The sequence below is a fragment of the Adhaeretor mobilis genome (genome assembly GCF_007741515.1).
In the GTDB taxonomy this organism is placed as follows: Bacteria; Planctomycetota; Planctomycetia; order Pirellulales; family Lacipirellulaceae; genus Adhaeretor; species Adhaeretor mobilis.
Genome location: NZ_CP036263.1, coordinates 4,761,994 through 4,784,045 on the forward strand (window position 1 = coordinate 4,761,994; position 22,052 = coordinate 4,784,045).

The following is a 22,052-nucleotide window of genomic DNA, read 5'->3' on the forward strand; positions in this document are numbered from 1 at the left end:
CTATGGCAACGGTTCGATGCCTGAGGAAGTCCGGTACACACCTCGCATCGTGCTAGCAGTGTCGGCGTACTCTTCTGTTTGTGCCTAATCATGAAGTCTCGTCACTCTCATCCCACCATTGAATCGCTCCTTCCACGCGCCGCACTGCTGGTCGTGACCTGCGGCCTATTGGGCTACTGGTTCAGTGGGAACGAATGGGTGAAACCAGGGGAGAGCGATCCTCTTGTTAGGGATACGATTTCCGTGGCAACAAGCGCAACTCAAGAGCACCCCGAATGTAATGCCAACGAGCCTTCTGCCTTGAATTTACAGGTGCAAGAAATGCTCGCGCAAGGCGGCTGCCCCGGTTGGATTTCGCTGGCGAGCGAACCGCAGTTATTGCAAGAGTTGCCTCCACTCGATGCACAACAACCCTCGCCGCACACTCAGCATGATGGACAAGTTCGCGCTACCGCCTATACCGATCAAGAACCCACCGACGACGATTTGCTTGGCGAACAGGACGACTTGCTCGAACTGTCTCCTCTCCCTTCCACCCATAAGAGGCCGTCGTCCAACGAGACACCGCCCAAACTTTCTACCGAAGCTGAGCAAAACAAAGAGCAAGCCGAAGACCTACTTGAAGATCGTAACGACTTGTTGGAAGTGCCTCGCGAAGGACTATCGATGCCAAAGAATGGCATCACAGAAGAATCAGAAGAGGACTTGCTCAACGATCGCGACGATCTGTTAATGCCTGATTTGCAGGACACAACAGATAGAGCGTTCCCGAACGACCAGAGCGCTACAAACAACAATAGAACCCCCAGCGGTGTAATCGCCCCCAGCGGTGGCCGTGCTCCGAACAGTTCACCACGTGAAAACTCACATTCAACAGGGCAAGCGACGCAACCGCAACAGGGAGGGCTCTTCGCGCCGCCAGCGCTCGATGCACCGAATCCTCACGCGGGTGCCAGCACTGGTAAGACAGATTCCGGCAAGAAGACGAGCACAAAAACACAACAGCAACTGCAACAAGAACGCTGCCAATTCGTAGCAGACTCGATGTATCCCGATGCCACTTCTTGCCGCACATGCCATGAAAAGATTTACGACGAGTGGAGCGTTTCGTCCCACGCGTACGCGGCTGTATCGCCCATGTACCAGAAGTTCGAGCAAACGATCCACAACCTCACGCACGGCACGATTGGCTACTTTTGCTTTCGATGCCACTCGCCTGTAGGCACGGCCCTGGGCTACCAGCGCACCACCGCCTTGTGGGACATGCCCCAAGCTGCACGCGAGGGTGTCACCTGTGTGGCGTGCCATCGCGTGAACGAAATGTACAGCAAGACCAACGGTGAACGGCGTATTGTGCCGGGAGATATTCACGCGCCGGTTTATGGCACCATTGGTGGCGACGGAGTTGCCGAAGTGATCGCTAAACGCGGTGATTACAAAGTGAAGATCGATCCGAATGACAAGAAACCGGGGCAGCCTATTCATCAAGCTGGGTTGTGCTTCCCTCAACTTTCCAAAAGCGAATTCTGTACGAGCTGCCACCAAGTGGCCGTGCACCCAGGCATCAAGTTGGAAGTCGTATGGGAGCAATACCGCGCTTCACCCGCGTGCAAGAAAGGCGTGAGTTGTCAGGATTGCCACATGGGTCGCATCCCCGGTGTGGCGAGTGGCTACGAGGTGGGAGCGGCTGCGATCGTCAATAAGAAGAAGGTGAACGAGAATCGCAAGCACGCCAATCACACCTTCTATGGCCCTGGCTACTCTATCGCACATCCGGGCGTGTTCCCGTGGCATCCCAAGGCCAAACGTTGGACCATGCAAGAGTGGTTGATGTTTGATTGGCGAGCGGGTTGGGGAACCAAGGGTTTCGAGGATGCGGTCGATAATGGCATCATTGAAATGAAGTTCCCGAAGGTGTGGGACGACGTCGACGATCGTATGGATGCACGCGAGATCATCGAAGACAACCAAAAGAAACTCGCGAAGAAGAACAAGCTGCGTCATGCCGTACTAGAAAACGGCTCGCACGTTGACGGCCCGTTCTTCAAACGTCAGCCGCGTGTCGGACAAGACTTGCGATTTACCTACAACGTAATCAACACCAATGATGGTCACAACTTGCCAACCGCTTCACTGGGTGCCCAGCCCCAACTGTGGGCGAATGTCGTGCTCATCGGACCCACTGGCGAGCGTCTATGGGAAACAGGTTACCTGGATTGCAATGGCGATCTTGCAGACATCCACTCCGTGGAAGTTCGCAACAAGCGAATGCCGTTTGATTGGCAACTATTCAACTTGCAAACCATGTTCTTGATCACCGGTGCGAAGGGAACCGATCGCGAGTTTCCACTACCGGTGAATGTGAGCATCGACCAGTTGCCGTTTATTCGCCCCGGGGCACAACCGATCTCCACGATCAATCACCCGCCTTTCATTCGCATGGAAAGTCGTTCCTTACCGGCGCTCGGTTCGCGCAAGGTTCCCTATAAAGTGCCTGGCAAACTAGTCTGCCAGCCGGGGCGATACCGCTTGTCATTCCGCATGCGTAGCCGTGCCGAACCGCCGTACTTCATGCGATTCTGCAATAGCACACCCGAGATGGTGCGCAGCATGACTGAAGGGATTATGGATTTTCATCAGGCGAGTTTCGAGTTTGAGGTTAGATAGAAACGGCTATTGGCTCTTAGCTATTGGCTACTGAAACTGAATTATGCTCACTACGCACATCACAAACTGGCTTCAACTCGTTCGACCGATTGGTCGAACTGTGTCCTGTTGCGCGGTGCTGTTTGTTGGTTTGCAAGGTTCGGTGTTGGCAGCGCAGCCTCTGTTCGATGCGCCAGGGCAGACAGCAGTTGAGACCATCGCTGCGCCGATGCAGCAGCCAACCCCACCGCAACCTGCCCCACCTCAATCTGCCCCACCTCAATCTGCTCCACCGCAAACAGCACCAGCGCTCATTGCGCCACTGCAAACTGCCGCGTTGCCAACCTCTTGTTTTGCACCGCCGGAGCTGCCTGTCTCGACCTCACCAGTCGAAGTCGCTTGCCGACCATCGCCCGGCTACATGCGCGGACCGCTGCGACATGGCATTGCGGCACCCGTGAACCCAGCAGTAGTATCAGCCCACGCACCGCCATGGGAACAGATTGCTGCTGGCCAGGACCCTAAGGCAAAAGAACAACCGCTAGCGATGCGCTTCGTGCCGCACTTACACGATTGCCAAACTTGCGAAGCCGATTACTCCTCGAATGACTTCTCGCCCGATCCGATCAGTCCGCAAATGGGTTTCGATTCGTTTGGCGAGTTACAGGTGTATGGTTGCAAGAATGAGATCTGTGCGCAACGCCCGTTGTGCGAACGCCCGCTACCGCTTTACCCAACCGGCCCCTGGCCACCTTCCTATACGTTTTTGGGTAGTACGAATCTCGTGCAGCCCAAGTTTTTTGTGTACGGCGACTTCCGTACCGCCATTGCTCAGAACAGAAACAATGGCAATACGGAAACGCCATGGAACAGTCGCTTGAATCTTGAACTGGATTTCTGGATCACTAGCACCGAGCGCATTCATGCATTCTGGGGACCTTTGGACGAAGGCCAACAGTTCACTGGGATTCTCTTCGATGACGGTGATGCCGATTACCAAGAGCATTACGACGGCTTCGACCAGAACACCGATGCATTGTATTTTGAAGGTGACATGGGGCAGATACTCGGAGGTTTCCGCGGCATCGAAGCACCTTTCGACGCACCGTTCGCTGTCGGTTTGATTCCTTTGCTATTCCAGAACGGCGTATGGCTGGAAGACTCCTTCGTTGGTGCCGCGGCCACAATACCTGCGCGCAACTCGCCCGGTTTAGATTGGTCGAACTTCGATACGACTTTCTTTGTAGGCTGGGATGAACTCACGACGCGCGCCTTCGACGGACCTGCCGCAGATCAAGCAGACTTCGTAGGTGCAACGACGTTTATCGAACGCCGCGGTGGCTATCTCGAAGCGGGCTGGGCCTATGTCAACGACGTCACTGACGAGAGTCGCAGTTATCACAACTTTGCGTTCAGCTACACGCGTCGTTATGCGAACCTAGTTTCCAACTCCGCACGTTTGATCATCAATCAAGGGCAAGAAGGCCCGCGTGATCTGCGTACAGCCGACGGCTACTTGCTCCTGCTAGAGAACAGTTTTCTTACACGTAATCCGTATCATGTTGTGCCCTATGCGAACCTCTTCGCCGGCTTTGGTCGCCCTCAGCCGTTGGGCCGCTTACAGGGGGTGCTCAAAAATACGGGCATTAATTTCGAGAGCGACTTGCTCACGGGTTACCCAATTCTCGATGACACGGCAAATAACACCTATGGCGCGGCGCTTGGTGTCGACCTGTTGGGCAACTGTCTTGAGCAGCAATTACTGTTGGAGTTCGCGACCGTGCAGGGATTTGATTCAGAAGCGAATCGTAACGCTGCCGGCGACCAGTACGCCTTTGGCATGCGTTACCAAAAGCCCTTGAATCAATCGCTCATCTTGCGAACCGATGCCATGTACGGCTGGTTAGAAAACGAGCAAGACATCAGTGGCATGCGAGTTGAACTAAGGCGGAAGTTCTGAGTGGACTACATGAACGCAACCCTAAAGAACACAAAGGGCACGAAGTCCTTCGTGTCCCTTAGTGCTCTTCGTGGTTCACTTTCCGTGCTTTGCCATTCCATTCTGTTCGTTAGTGCAACTCTCGTTGGATTTCTTGCATCGCTTTCTCAAGCTCTTTCTTGAGACCAAACTTCATGCCGAGCTCGGCAAGTTGCTTTGTGACAGTCTTCACCTTTTCAGGCGAAAGGTCGCACACGACATTGACAAGAATGAGATTATTTCCTTCCGAGCCCATGACAAACAGGCCGCGGATGGCCCCCTCTTCTCGTAGCACAGACACCACAGCGCTAGCGCCATGATCTTTCACGCGCAGAAGATCGTCCCAATCGGAGTTACGGATTCTCTGTTGATAATGGGCGATGAGCGCTGTGCGAGCAGGCTCGTCTTCATCGGTGAGGCGATCGAAACCACGAACACGCACCTCACTCACCGCGCTGCCGAGTACGGCAACGATCTGCTGGACCGAATTCACATAGTCAGCCGTCTGGGCAACCGCCTGCGACTGATCGCCTTGCTCACTATCAAGCAAACCTTCCACCAAGCCGGCCAGCGCCGCTTCGATGAGTCCACTCACATCGGTGAGCATCCCTTTGCCAAGATCGACTTCAAGAACTGCTTCGGGGCCATCTTGGTAGTCGAATTCAATACGACCTAGTTCTGCGCCTGCCGCCGCATCTGTGCTTTGCGCAAATCCTACTGCGCTGCCGCAAGCTACAACTGCCAGTGCTGCAAGCGCGGATAAAGTGAAACTAGCCCGTGGCTTGCGCCTGCCGGTTCTAGAATCGAAAACTCTTGAACGCACCACCATGATCAAATCCCTCGCGTCGCGAATGGGTGAACTATGGGCCCGCACCGTGCGGGCCCCTAGCAGGTACTTCGCGACAGGATCTGATTTCTTGTCTAAGCAGGTCGCTATTTTTCAAAAAAATTGGCGGTCACCTGGGGCGATACTAAGCCATTCCCGCCGGCTGTCACATGATAATGGTGGCATTGCGTACAGCTTTCTCCCGCGGCTCGACTCGTGTGGCAGGTAGCGCAGGAATCTTTCTCCATCGCAGCAAATCCGGAGTAGTGGAAGTTTTGCTTCGCTGCTGCTGCTGCTGCGATCTCATTCGGCTCAATTCGGTGACAACTCGAGCAGTCGCGCAGCTGTTGCTGTGTGAGATGGGGAGTATGCGAGAAGTGTGTGAAACTGCGTTGCTTGGTATGCGGTTGTTTCGCTTGCCAATGGATCTTCACGATCTTGCCGTCGCGCCGTTCGGCCGTGTGGCAAGTGCTGCAAAGACCCGGCGCGGTTGGTGCGAACATTTCGTTGACCTGTTGGCTAGCAATGTTTGCTTGCTCCCCCTTGCTCGATTCGACAGTTAGATCAAGCCACTGTCGCAGCCAAGGATCGGCGTGACCGGCAGGCCGATAACGCAATGCAAAGCTGCCGTCATCGCGGTGCCACACGCCTGATTGTTTATGGGACGAACTCGGCTGTTCGATCGATGCGTCTTTGCGTTGGCCAAACCAACGGTTGCGATAGTCGACAATTGCGCTCGGTGAAAGGTTGGCCAGGAGACCCATCTGTTCTTCTAAAGTGAGAGGTCTTCCTACAAGCTTAGCGGCACGCGTAACAATCTCTTCCGAACCGTTCGAGTCGAGCTTCTCAATGAGGTCCTTCAATTGCAACACCACATCACCAGCAGCTTTCAACTGCTGCGGGTCTTCAATGTCCACATCGAAGAAACTAAAATTGGAACCAAGAACGGACATTGCTTTTGACGCTCCAGGCTCGGAGGCCAAGAGTAGTCGAGTGACAGGTGAGAGCCGTCCATCAAAATCAAAATTAGCTGCCTGTGGCCAAGCGCCAATGTTGACACCATTCTCTGCGAGTAAATCTACATCGAGTGTCGGTAACGATACTAGCGAGATCCCTTCAGCAAGGCTCGTGTTAATCTCCGCATCGTGACAACTTGCGCAAGACACTTCGTAGCCCAAGGTGCGCTGTCCGCCACTCTCGCCTTCTACGTGACATGCGGAACAGGCAAATTCTTGCTTCTCTTTTGCAAAGTGCTTCCCGCTATGTGTCGCGTGATCGAAGGCAATCTTCGTGGAACTGCGATAGGGCCAATCGTTGAACTCGGGGTGGTCTGTGGCAAAGTGGTCGATTGTTTGCTTGTGGCACGCTTGGCACGACTCGTTCGACATGGCGGTGAGCGAATGCTCCAAACCACGATGTTCACGATGGCAAGCCGAACAGGCGATTGGGTCGGCTGGATCGATGCGTCCCTCGCTGGTGCGCTGAGCTTCTTCTCCCCAGGTCGTTTTGCCTTGCAATTCGTCCAAAGGAACATTGTGTGCGGAGAGCGCGAACTTCCGACTGAAAGTCTCCTTATGGCAATTCATGCAAAGCGCGGCTTGGGTGGGATCCAACTCTGCGGATCCGGTTGTATGTTGCAACCACTCGGTGAAAGTCGCACCGCCCGCTGCGTGGCAACTTGCGCACCGTGCTTCCTTCGCATCGCCTACTATTAGCGTTGCGTGTGAACGAGAAAGGGGGCCTGGCACGATGAATTCGTTCCGCCAGCCACTACTAAGTAGCATTAGCAGACAGCCCACGGTTGCAAGAAAGATGCCAACCACCCACCGCCCACGCCTCGATCGTTGCGAGCCAACGGGCGTACAACGGAACTGGATACAGCACTTGCCGTCGGGCGTAGGTCCATCTCCACAAGTGCCGCCGCGCAGGTCGGAGCGATTGCAGAGCCAGCGATCGCCTTGTTGCAGCGGATGACAGCCGGAGCCATGCGTACACTGCCCACCAGCAGTTGGACCCAGCGGACAGGGCGAATCGGCGCCGCATTGCCAGGGCTGATTCGGACGGGGGTAATCGCTTTTCCCCTGTGGATCGAGCGGCCCTCTCATGACAAACCTCCTGCGAAGAGGTGTGCCAACCAGCCATGTGCTAGCGCCAACAACAGCAGTGGATAGGTGAGCGCCACATGAACAAACAGCCAAGTCTTCAAACGCCACTGAAGCGCGTCGTGATAATCAAGATCGTCGCGCCGACGAACCAATGAGAACAACTGCTCTGCCGATTTCCTTTCGGTGTCAGAGAAATAACGAGTCGCTTCAGTAAGATCGGCCATCAATGCTTTACGAACATCGCTACTCGGACGAAGTCGATAACGCCAGCCGCGTGGCCTTGCAAAGTAGCTTCGCAGTCGTTGCTCGTAGTATTCCCCCAGGGTCGCTTCGCCAGAAGTCCGCACCGTAGCGAGAACCATGTTTTGTGCACGGTCGCGGAGAATCACGCGCAAGCGAGGAATCTCTTCGTAGAGAACTTCTTCACCAACTTTTGCGAGCTTCTTGGGGATAGTACGCGTCCAATAGAGACCAACAAGTCCGCTGATGATTGTCGCCGCGAAGACACAGGCGAGTATTGATTCGAGAATGCCATTGGGCCATCGGAATTGGATGTGTAGGAGAAAGATACCAACCGAGGCGAAGGCGATGTAGAGATGCGCTTGCAACCAGATAGCGGACCGGCCTAATGGCAGGACAGGCAATCGTTTCCGCAATGAATAACTTGCCAACGCCACGAGCATCGCTAGTAACAACCATCCTGTGTGATAGGCCGAGCGACCGAGCGAAGATTCAACAAAGCGTACCCAGAGAGCGACCAGCGCGACGAGTGCCACGGAAATCGTTGCATTGATCCAGCGGCGGCGGGCGAAGTGGTGCATCAACGGTCGTAGGGCCCGCTATGCGGACCACTGGTGCTCGTAAATTGGGGAGTGGCAACGATGAAAGACATGGTCCGCACAGCGGACCCTACAGGGTACTTGTTTCGAGCGAACAATCGAAGCGGAGAGACTTCGCGTTTAACGATCTAACCAGCCGGAAAGTTCACCCAGATTGCCCAGGTCTATCCGCACCAACGCATCGTGAGGGCAAGCTGCCAAGCAGGCTGGTCCTGTTGGGAGATCAAGGCACATATCGCACTTGGTTGCTTTCTCAATCGGCTGGCGCGTGGACTGGTCAATCATTACGGAGCCACGGCGGTCACGAATCTCAACCATGCGAATATTGTCGTACGGGCAGCTGTTGGCGCAAGTGGCACACCCGATGCAAGTCTGATCGTTGATTCGCACAACACCGGTTGCCGCGTCGCGACCGATTGCGCCCGTCGGGCAGCCGATCATGCAGACCGGATCGACACAGTGCATGCAAGCTTGAGTGATTTGAATCGGCCCACTGCGAGGGCCTTGCCGAACGAATCGCGGATTGTTGTCGTGCGTCGCGGCACAGGCTCGCACGCAATCGTCGCAGCGTGTGCAGCGATCTAAATCAATCGCCATCGCTTTCTGGCCATTGATCAAGCGTCGCTCGACGAGAAACTCTAACGTTCCTTGCTTCAGTGTATCATTGGTCTTACTCTCACACGGCGATTCCGGCAACTTCGAATCGCACTTGCAGTGGCCAAACTTATAAAGCCTATCCGCCTCCCAGCGGTCAATCTCTTGCTGGGAAAGATGAGGAAATACGAGCGTTTCCAATGCTTCCTGAGGAATACGTAACAGGTCGACGTAACCGAGTGCTCGAAGTGAGAGCTCTTGATTGACAACCTGCTGGGAACGATAGCTTTCGACAGATTCTGCAACACCAAATGCCCGCCCCTTGCCCAGGTAGGCGATTGTCCGATGCCCACCTCCGAAGCGTTGGCTCACGCGAACAAATCCCGAACGCACGAGTAGCACACCGTCACTCGGCTGGCCTTCTTCAACAATTAAAGGTTCGCGACCAACCGCATCGCCCCGGCGACCTTTGATGGCCTGCTCGTACTCATCTTGCCAATCGAATTCACCGTGCGATTCAAACAGTGTCGCCTCGGCCACGGCGTCCAGTTGCTTACTCGTTAGTGAAGCTAATAGTGGTGTTTCTCGTAAGTGGACTCGCAAACTATTCTGCCGATACAACTCTTCGATGTGCTCTCGCAGTGCTGGCGTGCGTCGCATAAGATCGCGCAAGCCTTGCCAGCGGATTTCAACCAATACAGCGTCCGACTCGGCGAGCACCGTCGCAGGGCGCTGGCTGCGTGTGAGTGCTGCGTACTCGCCGAACAATTGACCGGGACCGAGCGTGTCGTTCTCCGTGCCTTCAATCAGTAGCGGTACGTCTTGCACGAAAACGCGTGGACCCTCCAGCGTATTGCGAACCGCAGTGAGGCAATCTTCCTCCTCGGATTGCTGCCCGACGTCGAGAGAAACGACTGCGGGCGATTTGTCGCGTCGCACTTCTGGTAACCGTGGGTTGCGGGCGAGTTGCCAAAGCGCATTCCACCAGCTACTTTGCTGGCGAGGTTCGCGCCCAAGCGATTCCGACGAAAGCCCGGCAAGCACGACACGCACTTGGCCGGAGAGAATGAGAAAGGCACTACTGCCGTAATCTCCTTCGCGAACTACCAAATCACCCGGTCGATACTCGATGATGCGCGTATCGTTGCGCAACAAGTCGCGCAAGGATTGGCCCGCAGGGAAGAGTTTAGCGTCGATCTGCGAGAACGGATCCATCCGCAACAGGTGGTCGACATCCACCTCGCGCATTTCAGGACTGAACGGCTGATCCCATCGTTGGGGACGTTTGACGGCGACTTCCATGTCTATCGGGTGGGCAGTGGGCAGTGGGCAGTGGGCAGTAAAGAGTCTTGAGCTTCAATTGTTGTTATGAAATAGAATCCTCATCAGTAATTTCTACTTCGCGCCGGGCTTGCGTCGACTACTTGTACTGATTCACCGCAGGCAACAACTTATCGATTGCTTGCAATTTTCTACCGTCAGCGCTCGCAGCGAATTGAAAGGCTGCTTGGCCGATTTCTTTGGAGGCAGCAAGCAATGCTTCACGGTTATTCAGTTTCAATTTGGTTGCGAGTGCCACATCCATCGCTTGTGCGACGTGCTCATTATCGACGAGTTGGCGTATTTCGTACAGCCGCTTTTTCTGTGCCAGGGATCGCTTGGCTGCGGTGACGCCATAAGTGGCTTTCTCCGTGGCAATCGCTGTGGCACGGAAGCTGGCCTCCAGATCGGCCATGACACCCACGATGTACATGACGCGAAGTTGTTCTGGCGTGGAAGGCACATTCGTTTGGCCTCCGCCACGCAGGAAGTTATGGCGCACGATGCCTTGCGACCAGCTGACCAGTTCAAACTCCGCACTGCCAGCGACGTGACCGCCAACATTCACCAGCTTCTCATCAGGCGAAGTGTGGCAGGCGAGGCATTGCCGCGCGACCAAGTACAGGTTCGTCGGGTTGTTCATGCCTGCGGCCATGCTTGCTTTGATTCGCTGCTCGCGATGCTCAGGCGACTCCAGAGCGCGGGTGACATTCGATCCACCGTAGTCGGAATGTAAATCAATCCAGTCCTTTGCCGCGCCGTGGCACGATTCGCAGGAAACGCCTGCGACCACTCGTTCGCGGCCATCGACTTCTTGACACGTGTAGTGGCACTTGGTGCAGGTCTCGTTGCGTTTTACACTCCGCAGGCCTAAACGCTTGGCTATTTCTTTGGCTTCGGGTTTGCGATGCAGCGTTTCAAAGGTTGCGTAGTGCGGTGTGTTCTTCCACTGTTCAATTTCAGGGCCGTGGCACTTTACGCACGACTCGACGCCCAACACGTTGGCTGGATCGCACTTGGCAAACTCTGGCGCAACGCTGGGCGAGGCTACGCTATCGCTCGCAACGAGCAGGGCAAAGATCGCAAGTGGGGTAGTAACATTTGGTCGGATTATGTGTCGCATTCGTTGACTCGCTTGAGAGAGAACCTTTTGCAAGTCTAGGTTAAAAAAGTGACTGAGGAGTCGGGTAAGCCGAGTTGAGCGAGGCAATGTCTTACGGAACCCCGATCGGTTCAGCTCACTCCAGAACAACATCTCCCTCGGGAACGGCGATGCAGGCCAAGCACTCCCCGTCGGTCAGTTCGACACCAGGCTGCTTGAGGTGAGCGACTCGCCCGGCCACGACGTTTAGTCGGCACTGCCCGCAATTCCCGGCTAGGCAGCCAGTGGAAACTTCGACGCCTGCCGCAGTGGCAGCGGCGAGCAGAGTGTCGTGCTCGCCGTCCCAGCGAACGGTTTTCTCCGCTCGGCTGAAGAATACATCGCAAGGATCGCACTCCGGCATGTCGATACCGCGGATGGTCGCGGGTCCGAACGCTTCAAAGTGAACGTGCTCGCGGGGAACCCCCCACGCCCACAGCGCGGGTACCAACGACTGCATCATCGTAGGCGGACCACAGACGTAAAAACGGTAGTTGTTGGTTTGCAATTCACGCTGCAAGTAGTTGATGTCGATGTAACCGTGGTGATCGTAGCCTGAGTGGCTCGGATCTTGTGGTTGCGAGTAGGCCGTGCGAATTTGCAAGCGGGGGAGCCGCTGGGAGTGTTTCGTCAACTCGCGATGGAACGTATGCTCGTTACGATTGCGAAACCCTTGGAACAGCCACGCTTGGCGTTGGTCGTTTCGAGATGCGAGCGCGGCGATCATGCTCATCATCGGGGTCACGCCGATCCCGCCAGCAATGAAAACCACGGGCAGTGAATCGGCGGCATCAAAGAAAAAACTTCCCTGGGGTGCCTCGGAATACACGTTGCTACCGACGACGACATGCTGATGGAAAAAACTACTCCCTAGGCCAGGTGCAATGCCTGGCTGATCTGCCGGCGGAAGCGCATGCTTGATCGTGACTCGATAGCGGTCTTCACGCCAGTGATCGGAGAGCGAGTAGCAACGCACTAGCGGTGCAGCCGTGTCTGGAGTTGGCAAGTGAAACGTGAGGTACTGCCCAGGTGCATAGCGAGGCAAGGGCTTGCCATCGGTGGGCTCGAGGTAGTACGAACGGCAATGTGCTGCTTCGTCTATGACGGCGGTCACCGTGAACTGTCGAGTGCCATGCCACGCTTTGAGCGCTGGCTGAGAAGCGCGTGCCCACTCCAGCGCAGCCGCGAGTTGGGAGTTAAACTGCTGTTGTTCGTTGGAATGCTTTTGTGTCTTGCGCCGTTGCCGCTGCTTCTCAGTCCGGGCCGCCAGGCCAGCGCGCACCCCTGCCGCGCCTAGAAGGGCGGCGCCAGACAGCAGGCCAAGGGCGGGGGCGTCGAGCATGAAGAAGTGCTTGGAGAGAAAGGAGTTAGGGAAAGAGGGATTCGGGGCAAGGCTTGGAGCAGCTTGTTTTACTTCTTCTCCCCAGCGTCCGCCGGTAGTGGTAATCTTTGTGCAAGTTCAAACGCCTTGCGACTTGCCGGCATGGCGCTGGGCGCGTCACCTGCGGCGAACTGAATCCAATAGGCGGCTGGGAGGTCCGACCACTCTGGCTGCAGCAGCAACGGCTTGGCATCGCGAGCCATGAGTTTCGCATACTTGCGAACAACGGGCCGCCCCTCTTCCATGTAGCTGTCTTCTGGAAAGTTGCCCCAAATATTGAGCCCTTTATTGGTGAAAACGATGCGAGCAGCAAGTTTGTCAAAAGGAATCACTTGTTGTGGTGTAACGCCGGGCGTTGCGAGGTGTTCTATAACAGGTCGGCAAAAGAGCTTGCTTTCTAGATTCTTGAAGAGGTCTGCTGCGACTTCTCCGTGATCGACATTCAGAACACCTGAGAGTTTTTCGATTCTCTCTCCTGTGAATTTCAATTCTTCGATCTCCACACTTGCTTGCCCCGCAGCTTGACTTGCGAATCGGCCTGGTAGCAAGGCTCCGAACTGGCAACCGCCGATTCGGCCCCGCAGCGTGCCCGAGATTCTTGTTCTGTTACTGTGCCATTGGGCCAACCCTGAAAAACGGCCTTCGTGCAAACCATCCAGCACCGGCAGTACGACAGACGCTAACTGCATAGGCAGTTCGATCTGTCCGGTGTCTAGTTTCGCTTTCCAGGTGCCGTCAGTTTGCTGCTCGACAATCACGTTTAATTCTGCGTCGTGAAGTTCCGCAATTTCATTGGACGTGCTGGCTTGATTTGCTCTCAGCCTGACACGCTTCAGGTCGCTGGCGTCTTGGTGGTCGAATCGCAATCGAACGTTGGTGAAATCACTTGGTACTTCTGACTCGTTTGCAGCCGCTATGGTGAGTCGGTTGATGTTCACCAAGACGGGCCCGGCACTCGGCGATTGTATTTCTCGCTGAGCGACTTGCAACAACGTGGCAAGCGAATCGCACGTGAGCATTACACTCTTGATGCTTATAACTTTCGCTCCCGATGTGGTTCGCACCTCAATCTCTTCTAGTTCCGTAGTTGCTTCATTTGACGCGAAGGCGGCAAGCGTGGCGATCGAGTATCTCGTGAGACCCGGCTTGGGGGTTAGTTGTGGGGCCAGACTTGCTTGTACGCGCAGGCGTTCGCTCAGGTGCAGTTCAATCTCCTGCTGGCGGCGCTGCTGAAACGCGGGTACGTGCCGCGTGAAAACCACAGCGCCCATGGCCAAAGTTGGCGCAAAGCAGAGCGCAAAGAATGCCGTGCGGCAGATTCGCTTTCGAGTTGTCTCGTGAAGTGACGGCATCCTTGCCTTCAACTAATAAAATTGATAACGGACTTTAGCTGCTTTTTTGAACCACAGCGGACACGGAGATCACGGAGTTGACTGAGCTGTTTGCTTTTTGCGAATGGTCTTTACCTAAGAAGGTCTTCTTGCGTTAAGGCTTCAAGTTTCTTCCCACTCTCAATATGAATTTTAACTGCCTCTAACTGATCGGCTCTGATCTTCAAACTTCCTACCTGCCGACCTTTCCCGCCCTCTAGAGTTATCAATTCGCAATTCAGATTGTCTCGCCAATGAGGATTCCTTTGATTTAGCACTTCTTCAAAGCTCTGTGGAAACTCTACTGTCCAGGGTAGTGATTGATCGTACCGTTTGTGGACCAACAAAGCTTCCAGAATAGATTTCCGAGCATCCCAACGGTGGGTCGCAACGGCACATGAAATCAAAACTTTGTCGCCTCCGACCGTCCAAACTGTCGTCATGCCCAAATCTGTCTTGTTGTAGTAAAAATCTCTGCTTTTCCTCAACCAAAACCAACAAGCGACTGCTACAAGTGTGGTACCGAGCAACACCTGTTTGAGCGTAAATCGAGGCTTCAACTTCATAGCTAGCACCAGCGTCGAGAAATCTTGGACGACGTCTCTCTCCGTGTCCTCCGTGTCCTCCGTGCCCTCCGTGGTTCGAAACATTGTGGCATCCAATCCTTTAACGCTCGGCAGCCATTTTGAGGAACAACTCGTGCCGGGCTTTGATCTCTTCGAGGCTGTCGCCACCAAATTTCTCGACCACGGCGGTGGCCATTTCGAAGGCGACTACGTTTTCGACGATTACGCTAGCAGCAGAAATCGCGCAGACATCGCTGCGTTCGTAGCTGGCGCTTTCTTCCTCTTTGGTTTCCATATTGATCGACGCCAACGGCTTGGCGAGCGTGCTGATGGGCTTCTTCGCAGCGCGAATCACCAGCGGCTGGCCGTTGGTCATGCCGGCTTCCAAGCCGCCGGCATTGTTGGTGGGGCGCTCGTAGCCAAGGGTTGGAGTGTTCTTCTTTGACTCGTCGTAGTGGATCGGGTCGTGAACCTGCGATCCGGGACGGCGAGCCGCTTCGAAGCCGAGGCCGATTTCTACACCCTTGATCGCTTGCACGGCCATGACCGCTTGAGCGAGGCGGCCGTCGAGTTTGCGATCCCACTGGGCGTGGGTTCCCAGTCCGAACGGCAGGCCATCGACGCGCACCTCGATAATGCCGCCAAGGGTATCGCCCTCTTTGCCGGTCTGGTCGATGTATTGCTTCATCGCTTCGTCGCGGGCCAGATCGAGGCCATAGACGACGCTTTCATCCCGAATCTTGCGAAGCTCGTCGAGTGACGCATCGACCGGTTTGATCTTCTCTTTGCCGATTTCTGTGACGTAGCCGAACACGGTGATGTCCAGCGCAGCAAGCAACTGCTTTGCCAATGCACCTGCGGCAACACGGACGGCCGTCTCGCGGGCTGATGCACGTTCCAGTACGCCACGGATGCTGCCTAGATATTTAACGGCACCAGTGAGATCGCCGTGACCGGGGCGGGGGCGCTCGAGGTCTTCCATGCGTTCGAGCTTGTAGTCGCGATTGACGACTTCGAGCGCAATCGGGCTACCGAGGGTCACTCCGTGCCAAACGCCGGTACGCACGTCGACCTTGTCGGTCTCAATACGTTGCCGTCCTCCGCGACCGTAGCCACCCTGGCGGCGTTTGAGTTCGAAGTTGATGGGTTCTTCGTCGATGGTGACGCCCGCGGGAAAGCCATCGACCAACGCAAGAAGCGTCTTGCCGTGCGATTCGCCAGCGGTGAAATAACGGAGCATTGGAATGGGGTGTTAGGTATTAGGGGGGATAGGTATTAGGGAAACCGCTGTTTGGGCATTTGCGAGCCTGGCAGCTTAAGCTCTCAAGTCGCACTCACTCTACGCAATCTTAGCGCAGCTCTTCGCGTTGGGAGAGTAGTTCTCCGATGGGTGGGCCGCAAGGCGAGCGATAGCTGGCACATGCCAATTCTACCCATTCTAACTGCCAGCACCGGGTTTTGGGGAGGGCTGGTAATTTGGGCGATAGTTATTGGTCGCCAGGCGCTGGTCTTAGGTTCGATTCCCCAAACTAACGCATGGCGCCCAATAACCAGCGTCCCAAAAAACAGGATGGACGTCCATCATTCGAGAGGGGGCGGTCGATCCTTCGGTCCCGCTCCCGTCGTCGGCTTCGACAAACCGCGTTCTGCGATCACCGTTAATCAGCTGAGCACTCAGTTCCCGGGAAGCACGCCGGCGATCGATCGCTGGGTGCCTTTTTCAAACTGAGTGCGCTGTCCTTTCCCGGTCCGCCGCTGTCGTGTGCGAATCCGCCGTCGAACGTGTGCCATTTTAGGGAAATGGGCGGGAAATTCAGCAACTATTTTTGACCACTCGAAATTGGTACTACTAACTCCACTTCTTTTTTGAACCACGGAGAACACGGAGAGCACGGAGGTGTTGGGTTTAGCTCTCGCAAAGGCGCTAAGGCGCAAAGAGTTCTTATATCATCCATCGACAATTACTAGGTGGATAACTCCCTCGACAATCAATTTCAAACTATTCTACTATCGATATTCTTTGCGACCTGGCGTCTTTGCGAGAGACTGATCTTCTTAAGCTCCGTGAACCTCCGTGTCCTCTGTGGTTCAAAAGCATCACCAAGCAAACGTCGCACCCGTAATCAATTCAAACGCCTCGACATATTTCGCGCGCGTTTTGGCGACCACCTCCTCAGGCAATTCAGGCGGCTCGCTATTTTTGTCCCAGCCGGATTGGGTGAGCCAGTCGCGCACGAATTGTTTGTCGTAGGAAGGTTGCCCGCTCCCAGGTTCATACTGGTCGGCAGGCCAGAAGCGGCTGCTATCGGGGGTCATCGCTTCGTCGATGAGGATCAACTTTCCGTCCTGCTGGCCAAACTCGAATTTCGTGTCGGCGAGGATAATGCCGACCGAGCGTGCATGTTCGGCACCGCGCTGGTAGATGTCGATACTCTTCTCTCGCAGTTCTTCGCTCAGTTCTTGCCCCACAATGTTGCACATCTGTTGGAAGGTGATGTTTTCGTCGTGGTCGCCCTGCTCTGCTTTAGTGGCGGGAGTGAAGATGGGCTCGGGGAGTTGGTCGCTTTCAACCAAGCCAGGGGGAAGTTCGACACCGCACACCGTTTGACTCTCTTGGTACTCTTGCCAACCGCTGCCGGAGAGATACCCACGCACGACGCACTCCACGGGCACGACTTGTGTTTTGCGAACCAAGATCGTGCGGCCAGCGAGCGGCTCGATATCAATTCCCGCGGGCAAGTCCATCTTGGTGACGTCGGTTTCGAGCAGGTGATTGGCGATCCCGAGCTGTGAGTCTGCCAGCAATGCGAACCAGAAATTGCTCATTTCGGTGAGAACACGCCCCTTATCTGGCACGCCGTTGGGCATGACCCAGTCGTAAGCGCTGATGCGATCGGAACTGACCAGCAGGAGCGTATCGCCCAGGTCGTACACGTCGCGGACTTTTCCTCGTCGGCAGAGAATTCCTGGGAGCGAGGATTCCAGGAGGGGCGATTGGGTCATAGTAATGTCGGGTGCTTTTCAGAATGCGAGTGGGAAGTCACCAATATATCGCAAAGAGAAGATTGACCAATGAGTAAGTTTCGATACCCAATGCTCGGATCGTTAGCCGCCGACTTTGGTCGCCGCGCCTGCTATCGAACCGCGCGACGAGCAAGCTTGTCGGCTAACGACGATCTTTCCCGCGCTTGTGAGCAGCCACTTCGAGGGATAGAATGGGAGATTGCGGCCACTTTGCCGCTACTCCACCGGTATTCACCCTAGACGTGCTAACATGGGCCAACTGCGGTTTCGCGTTCATGAACGAGACCGCCTCGGGGAGGACGGGCTGGGACGCATCTATGTAGCTGGCATGGAGGATATCCCCTGGGCGACGAAAGCTCACTGGGACAACGATATTCTCGTCGTGCGACGCTCCGTTAGCGACTCAGGCAACATCTTCGTGCCGTGGAATGTCGAAGGTCACGGGCGGCAGATGCTGGCCAGCACAACGCTTATGGAGCGAGAGCGGCCGTACACCCTGGAAGTGGAATTGGCTCGCGGGCTCATTCAACGCTTACGAGCACGGCTGTTCATTTGGGAATGGCTAGGGCTGGAAGCCCCAAGCGAGCTTTCCGATCAGCTGCAAGACGCCACGCAGCAATTTTCACGGGCGGCCACCAACCAGCACGACCTAGCCCGGGCAGCGAATGCCGCCAGCGATGCCATCCGCTTAGGACTAGATGTTTCCAACCTTTTGGTGGAATGCTACACAAAACAAGCGATGGCGAAACGTCAGCACCAGACACCAAGTTCAACTCTGCTGGGTGTGAATCTTGGTCCCATGATTCCAACCGTCGAATTACGACGGCAGTTGGTTGATGCCACCAACATTATGCAACTGCCCATCGGTTGGAGAGCAATCGAGAGCGAAGAGGGTCGTCGCAATTTCACCGCAACCGACGAACAACTCGGCTGGTGCCAGAAGGCAGGCCTTAAAGTGGCCGCCGGGCCTTTGCTACGACTGGACGACTCGGGAATTCCCCTTTGGATGTATGTGTGGGAAGGTGAGGACTACGAGCAACTTTCTCGCATGATGCTAGAACACGTACGGGCCGTAGTCACCCGCTACGCCGGCCGCGTGCATTTGTGGCATGTGGCATCGCGCGTGAACACTGGTCGGCTGCTGGCACTCGATGAGGAACAGCGATTAAACTTGGTGGCTCAGGCAATTCAAACCGTCAAACAGATTGATCCGCGTACGCCAACGGTCGTATCGTTCGACCAGCCGTGGGGCGAATACATGGCAGGGCAGAACGAAGACCTTGCGCCGCTGCACTTTGCAGACGCGCTGCTACGTGCCGATTTGGGCGTTTCGGGGTTCGGGCTGGAAATCAACTCGGGCTACTGGCCGCACGGTAGTGTGCGACGGCCAAGTTTCGAGTTAGGCCGGCTAATCGATCAATGGAGTTTGCTGGGCGTACCACTGATGGCTCTGCTTTCCACGGCTAGTAAATCTGACGAGGATGGGATGGCGACTGCAAAGACTCACGTGGAGCCGGCAGCCGCTACGCAACAGGCAGATACGCAGCTGGCCTGGGCACAGCAAGTGGTGCCTTTGCTGCTGGCGCGGCCAACGATTCAGGTCATTCTCTGGAACCAATTGAGCGACGCCCTGCCCCACGAATTTCCTCACGGCGGACTGTTCGACGCCCAGGAGAACGCGAAGCCTACGTTGGCGTACTTGCGGGACTTGCGAAAGAGTTGTTTGGTTTAGAAAGCACAACTCTTGAATCACAGAGGGCGTAGAGGTTCACAGAGAGATAGGACGCGGATTGGCGCGGATGATTCCTGCTAGGGCAAATATTCATGGGTAAAATCTTTGAGACCATTGACGAGCAGCTGCAAGCGTTTATTGAATCGCAGCAGATTTTCTTTGTGGCAACGGCTCCGCTTTCGGACGCGGGGCACGTGAATCTTTCGCCGCGCGGGTTGGACTCGCTGCGCGTTCTTGGCCCGCAGACCGTGGCGTTTGTAGACATGACCGGTAGCGGGGTGGAGACGATTGCTCACTTGAAAGAAAACGGGCGGATAACGCTGATGTTCTGCGCGTTCAGCGGTCCGCCGAAGATACTCCGGCTGCAAGGGATTGGCGAAGCAATCACCTTGGACGATGCTCGCTTCGAGGAAGTACAACAAGACTTGCCCGTGCTGCCCGGTGTGCGGGCTATCATCCATATTCAGCTCGACCGCATCAGCGACTCCTGCGGGTATGGTGTGCCGCAGTATGAATACCTGGGCGACCGCACGCAGCTGACTGACTACACCGAACGCAAAGGGCCCGTCGGGATTGTTGAGTACCAGCGGAAAAAGAACCGGGTGAGTATTGACGGGCTGCCGGGGTTGGATGTTTGAGCTGGGGTGTGGCAACTTGCGTCGCGTCCGTTAGCCGTCGAGCTTGCTCGCCATGTCGTATGTTATCTGCGCACGAATGCAAGCCATCTCAGACTGTCAATGTCATCTTCTTGAATCGATGAAGTATATTCCATGAATCGCTTGACATTTGCTGGTGGCAGCAGATAGTCCTTATCTCGAAATCTCACTGCAAATACCCTGTCAAAGGCCACCGGATTGTATTGGATGATTGGTAGATCAAATCTCAATTCAGATTTTGCGAAGATGCCTTCGCGCTGAAAGTCACAACGCCAAAGACACCCTCCGGTGTCGCATTTAACTTCGTAACTACCTCCACCTGGTTTGATAGTCAGAGATGTGCTGCCGATACCTGTAAACCACTCGCCAACCACATTCATGTTCGGTGCGAGAAGACCATCTTCGGGCCGGGCGAGGTCTGCGGCAGTAGGTTCCCAGTTTCTAGCTCGCCGATTGAGCGACCACCGGATTGGCAGGGAGGATGAAAGGAATAGTCCGATTGCTGTCCCCAAGAGCACCGACATTCCTATTACGACAAGCCAGGAGGTACTAAGCCTATACTTACCCACCAGTTTCTGACTTTGTTTACGAATCGTGCTGAGATCAACCATAGTGACGGGATAGTTGGCAGTTTGAAGTGAGCTACTCTGATATCTGCGGAGTCTGTTCGCGCTTTGGTAGCGTAATGTACTCACACCCCGACTCACGCTGGTGTCTTTGGATATCCTCGAAGATTCGATCAACGTCAAAGTCCATTTTCTTTCCCAGCTCGTACTTAATCCGCATCATCTCCGCGATGGGGTCAGGGACGTTTGAATCATCTCTTGTTTCTTTTGATGACATTGTAGGCCTTCAATAGTTGTTCTGGCGTGCAGATCACTGGCAAGTCAAAGCCTGCATCCTTGCACACGGACTCGATGAGGTGACGAACGGTAGGGTTGAGGATGTGCTTGAAATTCCAAGTCGTGATGAATTGCATGTTATTCACCGCGGCAACAGCGATATGGAATGCGTCGCGCGGCTGCGACTCAGGAACCGCCTTATTAGCAAGCAGTGATTTCGTTACTTCTTTGACTGTTTCAGATGCATCCAGCTGGGCAAGTCCTTGAATAATTTCAAGCCGTTCCTGCGCTGCCGATGGGTCGCCATCGCTGGACTCACCTAACACCACATCGGAAATCCATAGTTCGTACCTTGCCTTGGCAGTTGACCACCATTGCCTTGTGATCTCTTGCTTGTAAGCAATCGCCGGATCAGGATGTATTCGCCCAGCGATGCACCCCACGACCGTCGTTTCAACATAAACCGTGTCCGTCGCTTTATTATAGCACGGCGGATATTGGCAAGCCAACGCGCGTGGACAACCCCACGGCGAGCAAGCTCGTCGGCTAACGGGCGGTTACTAAGTACGACAGCCTGCGTGCGACGCTTCAACGGCAACAAGTTGCCCGTGCCCCCCGTGTTCACGTGGGTAGACCTTACCTCGGATGGGCGAAGAACGAGTCGCCCAGTACGGCGTCTTCGCGGTTGGTGAAGCAGGGGAGTGCTTGATCGAGTCGGCAGAAGTGGAGAGCCTGCTGACACTCTTCGCTCAGGCCGCAAATGCGCAAAAAACCTTCGTGCTGAAGCACGCGCTTTTGCAGCATGACCAATTGGCCCATAAGCAGGCTTGGAAGAAACGCAACGTCTTCCATCTCAAGAACCAATCGGTAGGTGAAATGACGTTCCGCGAGCGACCAGAGTTGGGCTGCTACGTCGGACGGTTCTCCGTGGCCTGGATGCAGTCGCACGTAGAGCCAGTCGGGTCCGCGATCGACATCCAGACTCCATCCTCCACTCACACCTTCTTTGATGCTAACCATCGCTTTGCGCTC

17 protein-coding genes are annotated in these 22,052 nt (G+C 55.3%); 4 read left to right on the forward strand and 13 right to left on the reverse strand.

The window, feature by feature from the left end; genetic code table 11:
• Window positions 1-90 precede the first annotated feature (90 nt).
• Both HG15A2_RS18830 and HG15A2_RS18835 read left to right on the forward strand, forming a co-directional pair.
• On the forward strand, window positions 91-2,667 hold the full coding sequence (locus HG15A2_RS18830; RefSeq protein ID WP_145062240.1) for a multiheme c-type cytochrome: 2,577 nt from the start codon (window positions 91-93) through the stop codon (window positions 2,665-2,667).
• 43 nt (window positions 2,668-2,710) lie between these two features.
• Window positions 2,711-4,606, forward strand: a complete 1,896-nt coding sequence (locus HG15A2_RS18835; protein WP_145062241.1) for a hypothetical protein — start codon at window positions 2,711-2,713, stop codon at window positions 4,604-4,606.
• Between the two features lie 109 nt (window positions 4,607-4,715).
• Here the strand turns inward: HG15A2_RS18835 and HG15A2_RS18840 are convergent, their stop codons facing one another.
• The 10 genes from HG15A2_RS18840 to HG15A2_RS18885 all read right to left on the reverse strand — a co-directional run bounded on the left by HG15A2_RS18840 (window position 4,716) and on the right by HG15A2_RS18885 (window position 17,769).
• Window positions 4,716-5,453 carry a DUF4252 domain-containing protein gene (locus HG15A2_RS18840; RefSeq protein WP_145062242.1) on the reverse strand — a complete coding sequence of 246 codons (738 nt, stop codon included), beginning with the start codon at window positions 5,451-5,453 and terminating at the stop codon, window positions 4,716-4,718.
• A 104-nt stretch (window positions 5,454-5,557) separates the two neighbouring features.
• Window positions 5,558-7,555 (reverse strand): cytochrome c3 family protein, encoded by a 1,998-nt coding sequence (locus HG15A2_RS18845; protein ID WP_145062243.1) that lies wholly within the window; start codon window positions 7,553-7,555, stop codon window positions 5,558-5,560.
• Complete coding sequence (locus tag HG15A2_RS18850) at window positions 7,552-8,376, reverse strand: hypothetical protein (RefSeq protein WP_145062244.1); 825 nt, start codon at window positions 8,374-8,376, stop codon at window positions 7,552-7,554. Before HG15A2_RS18850 ends, HG15A2_RS18845 begins: the two co-directional genes overlap by 4 nt.
• 138 nt (window positions 8,377-8,514) lie before the next feature.
• Complete coding sequence (locus tag HG15A2_RS18855) at window positions 8,515-10,290, reverse strand: cyclic nucleotide-binding domain-containing protein (RefSeq protein ID WP_145062245.1); 1,776 nt, start codon at window positions 10,288-10,290, stop codon at window positions 8,515-8,517.
• 118 nt (window positions 10,291-10,408) lie between these two features.
• Window positions 10,409-11,431: a cytochrome c family protein gene (locus tag HG15A2_RS18860; RefSeq protein ID WP_145062246.1), complete on the reverse strand. Its 1,023-nt coding sequence runs from the start codon at window positions 11,429-11,431 to the stop codon at window positions 10,409-10,411.
• A 115-nt stretch (window positions 11,432-11,546) separates the two neighbouring features.
• Window positions 11,547-12,791, reverse strand: coding sequence for a 2Fe-2S iron-sulfur cluster-binding protein (locus HG15A2_RS18865; protein WP_145062247.1), 1,245 nt, complete (start codon window positions 12,789-12,791; stop codon window positions 11,547-11,549).
• A gap of 68 nt (window positions 12,792-12,859) precedes the next feature.
• Window positions 12,860-14,182: a hypothetical protein gene (locus tag HG15A2_RS18870; protein ID WP_145062248.1), complete on the reverse strand. Its 1,323-nt coding sequence runs from the start codon at window positions 14,180-14,182 to the stop codon at window positions 12,860-12,862.
• 110 nt (window positions 14,183-14,292) lie between these two features.
• The gene (locus HG15A2_RS18875) at window positions 14,293-14,766 is read right to left on the reverse strand and encodes a hypothetical protein (RefSeq protein ID WP_145062249.1); all 474 of its coding nucleotides are present in this window, start codon (window positions 14,764-14,766) and stop codon (window positions 14,293-14,295) included.
• 100 nt (window positions 14,767-14,866) lie between these two features.
• Window positions 14,867-16,006: a chorismate synthase gene (aroC, locus tag HG15A2_RS18880; RefSeq protein WP_145062250.1), complete on the reverse strand. Its 1,140-nt coding sequence runs from the start codon at window positions 16,004-16,006 to the stop codon at window positions 14,867-14,869.
• Between the two features lie 857 nt (window positions 16,007-16,863).
• Window positions 16,864-17,769 carry a phosphoribosylaminoimidazolesuccinocarboxamide synthase gene (locus HG15A2_RS18885; RefSeq protein WP_145062251.1) on the reverse strand — a complete coding sequence of 302 codons (906 nt, stop codon included), beginning with the start codon at window positions 17,767-17,769 and terminating at the stop codon, window positions 16,864-16,866.
• 271 nt (window positions 17,770-18,040) lie between these two features.
• On the opposite strand from HG15A2_RS18885, the gene HG15A2_RS18890 reads away from it, so the two are divergent.
• Together HG15A2_RS18890 and HG15A2_RS18895 are read left to right on the forward strand one after the other, a co-directional pair.
• Entirely contained in the window at window positions 18,041-19,522 is a 1,482-nt protein-coding gene (locus tag HG15A2_RS18890; protein WP_145062253.1) for an endo-1,4-beta-xylanase, read from the forward strand.
• A 92-nt stretch (window positions 19,523-19,614) separates the two neighbouring features.
• Window positions 19,615-20,160: a pyridoxamine 5'-phosphate oxidase family protein gene (locus HG15A2_RS18895; protein ID WP_145062254.1), complete on the forward strand. Its 546-nt coding sequence runs from the start codon at window positions 19,615-19,617 to the stop codon at window positions 20,158-20,160.
• A 660-nt stretch (window positions 20,161-20,820) separates the two neighbouring features.
• On the opposite strand, the gene HG15A2_RS18905 is transcribed toward HG15A2_RS18895, so the two are convergent.
• The 3 genes from HG15A2_RS18905 to HG15A2_RS18915 form a co-directional block, all read right to left on the reverse strand.
• A complete protein-coding gene (locus tag HG15A2_RS18905; protein ID WP_145062258.1) occupies window positions 20,821-21,021 on the reverse strand; it encodes a hypothetical protein in 201 nt (66 codons plus the stop codon).
• The gene (locus tag HG15A2_RS18910; RefSeq protein WP_145062260.1) at window positions 20,996-21,463 is read right to left on the reverse strand and encodes a type II toxin-antitoxin system VapC family toxin; all 468 of its coding nucleotides are present in this window, start codon (window positions 21,461-21,463) and stop codon (window positions 20,996-20,998) included. Before HG15A2_RS18910 ends, HG15A2_RS18905 begins: the two co-directional genes overlap by 26 nt.
• A 193-nt stretch (window positions 21,464-21,656) precedes the next feature.
• A complete protein-coding gene (locus HG15A2_RS18915; protein WP_145062262.1) occupies window positions 21,657-22,040 on the reverse strand; it encodes an STAS domain-containing protein in 384 nt (127 codons plus the stop codon).
• Window positions 22,041-22,052 lie beyond the last annotated feature (12 nt).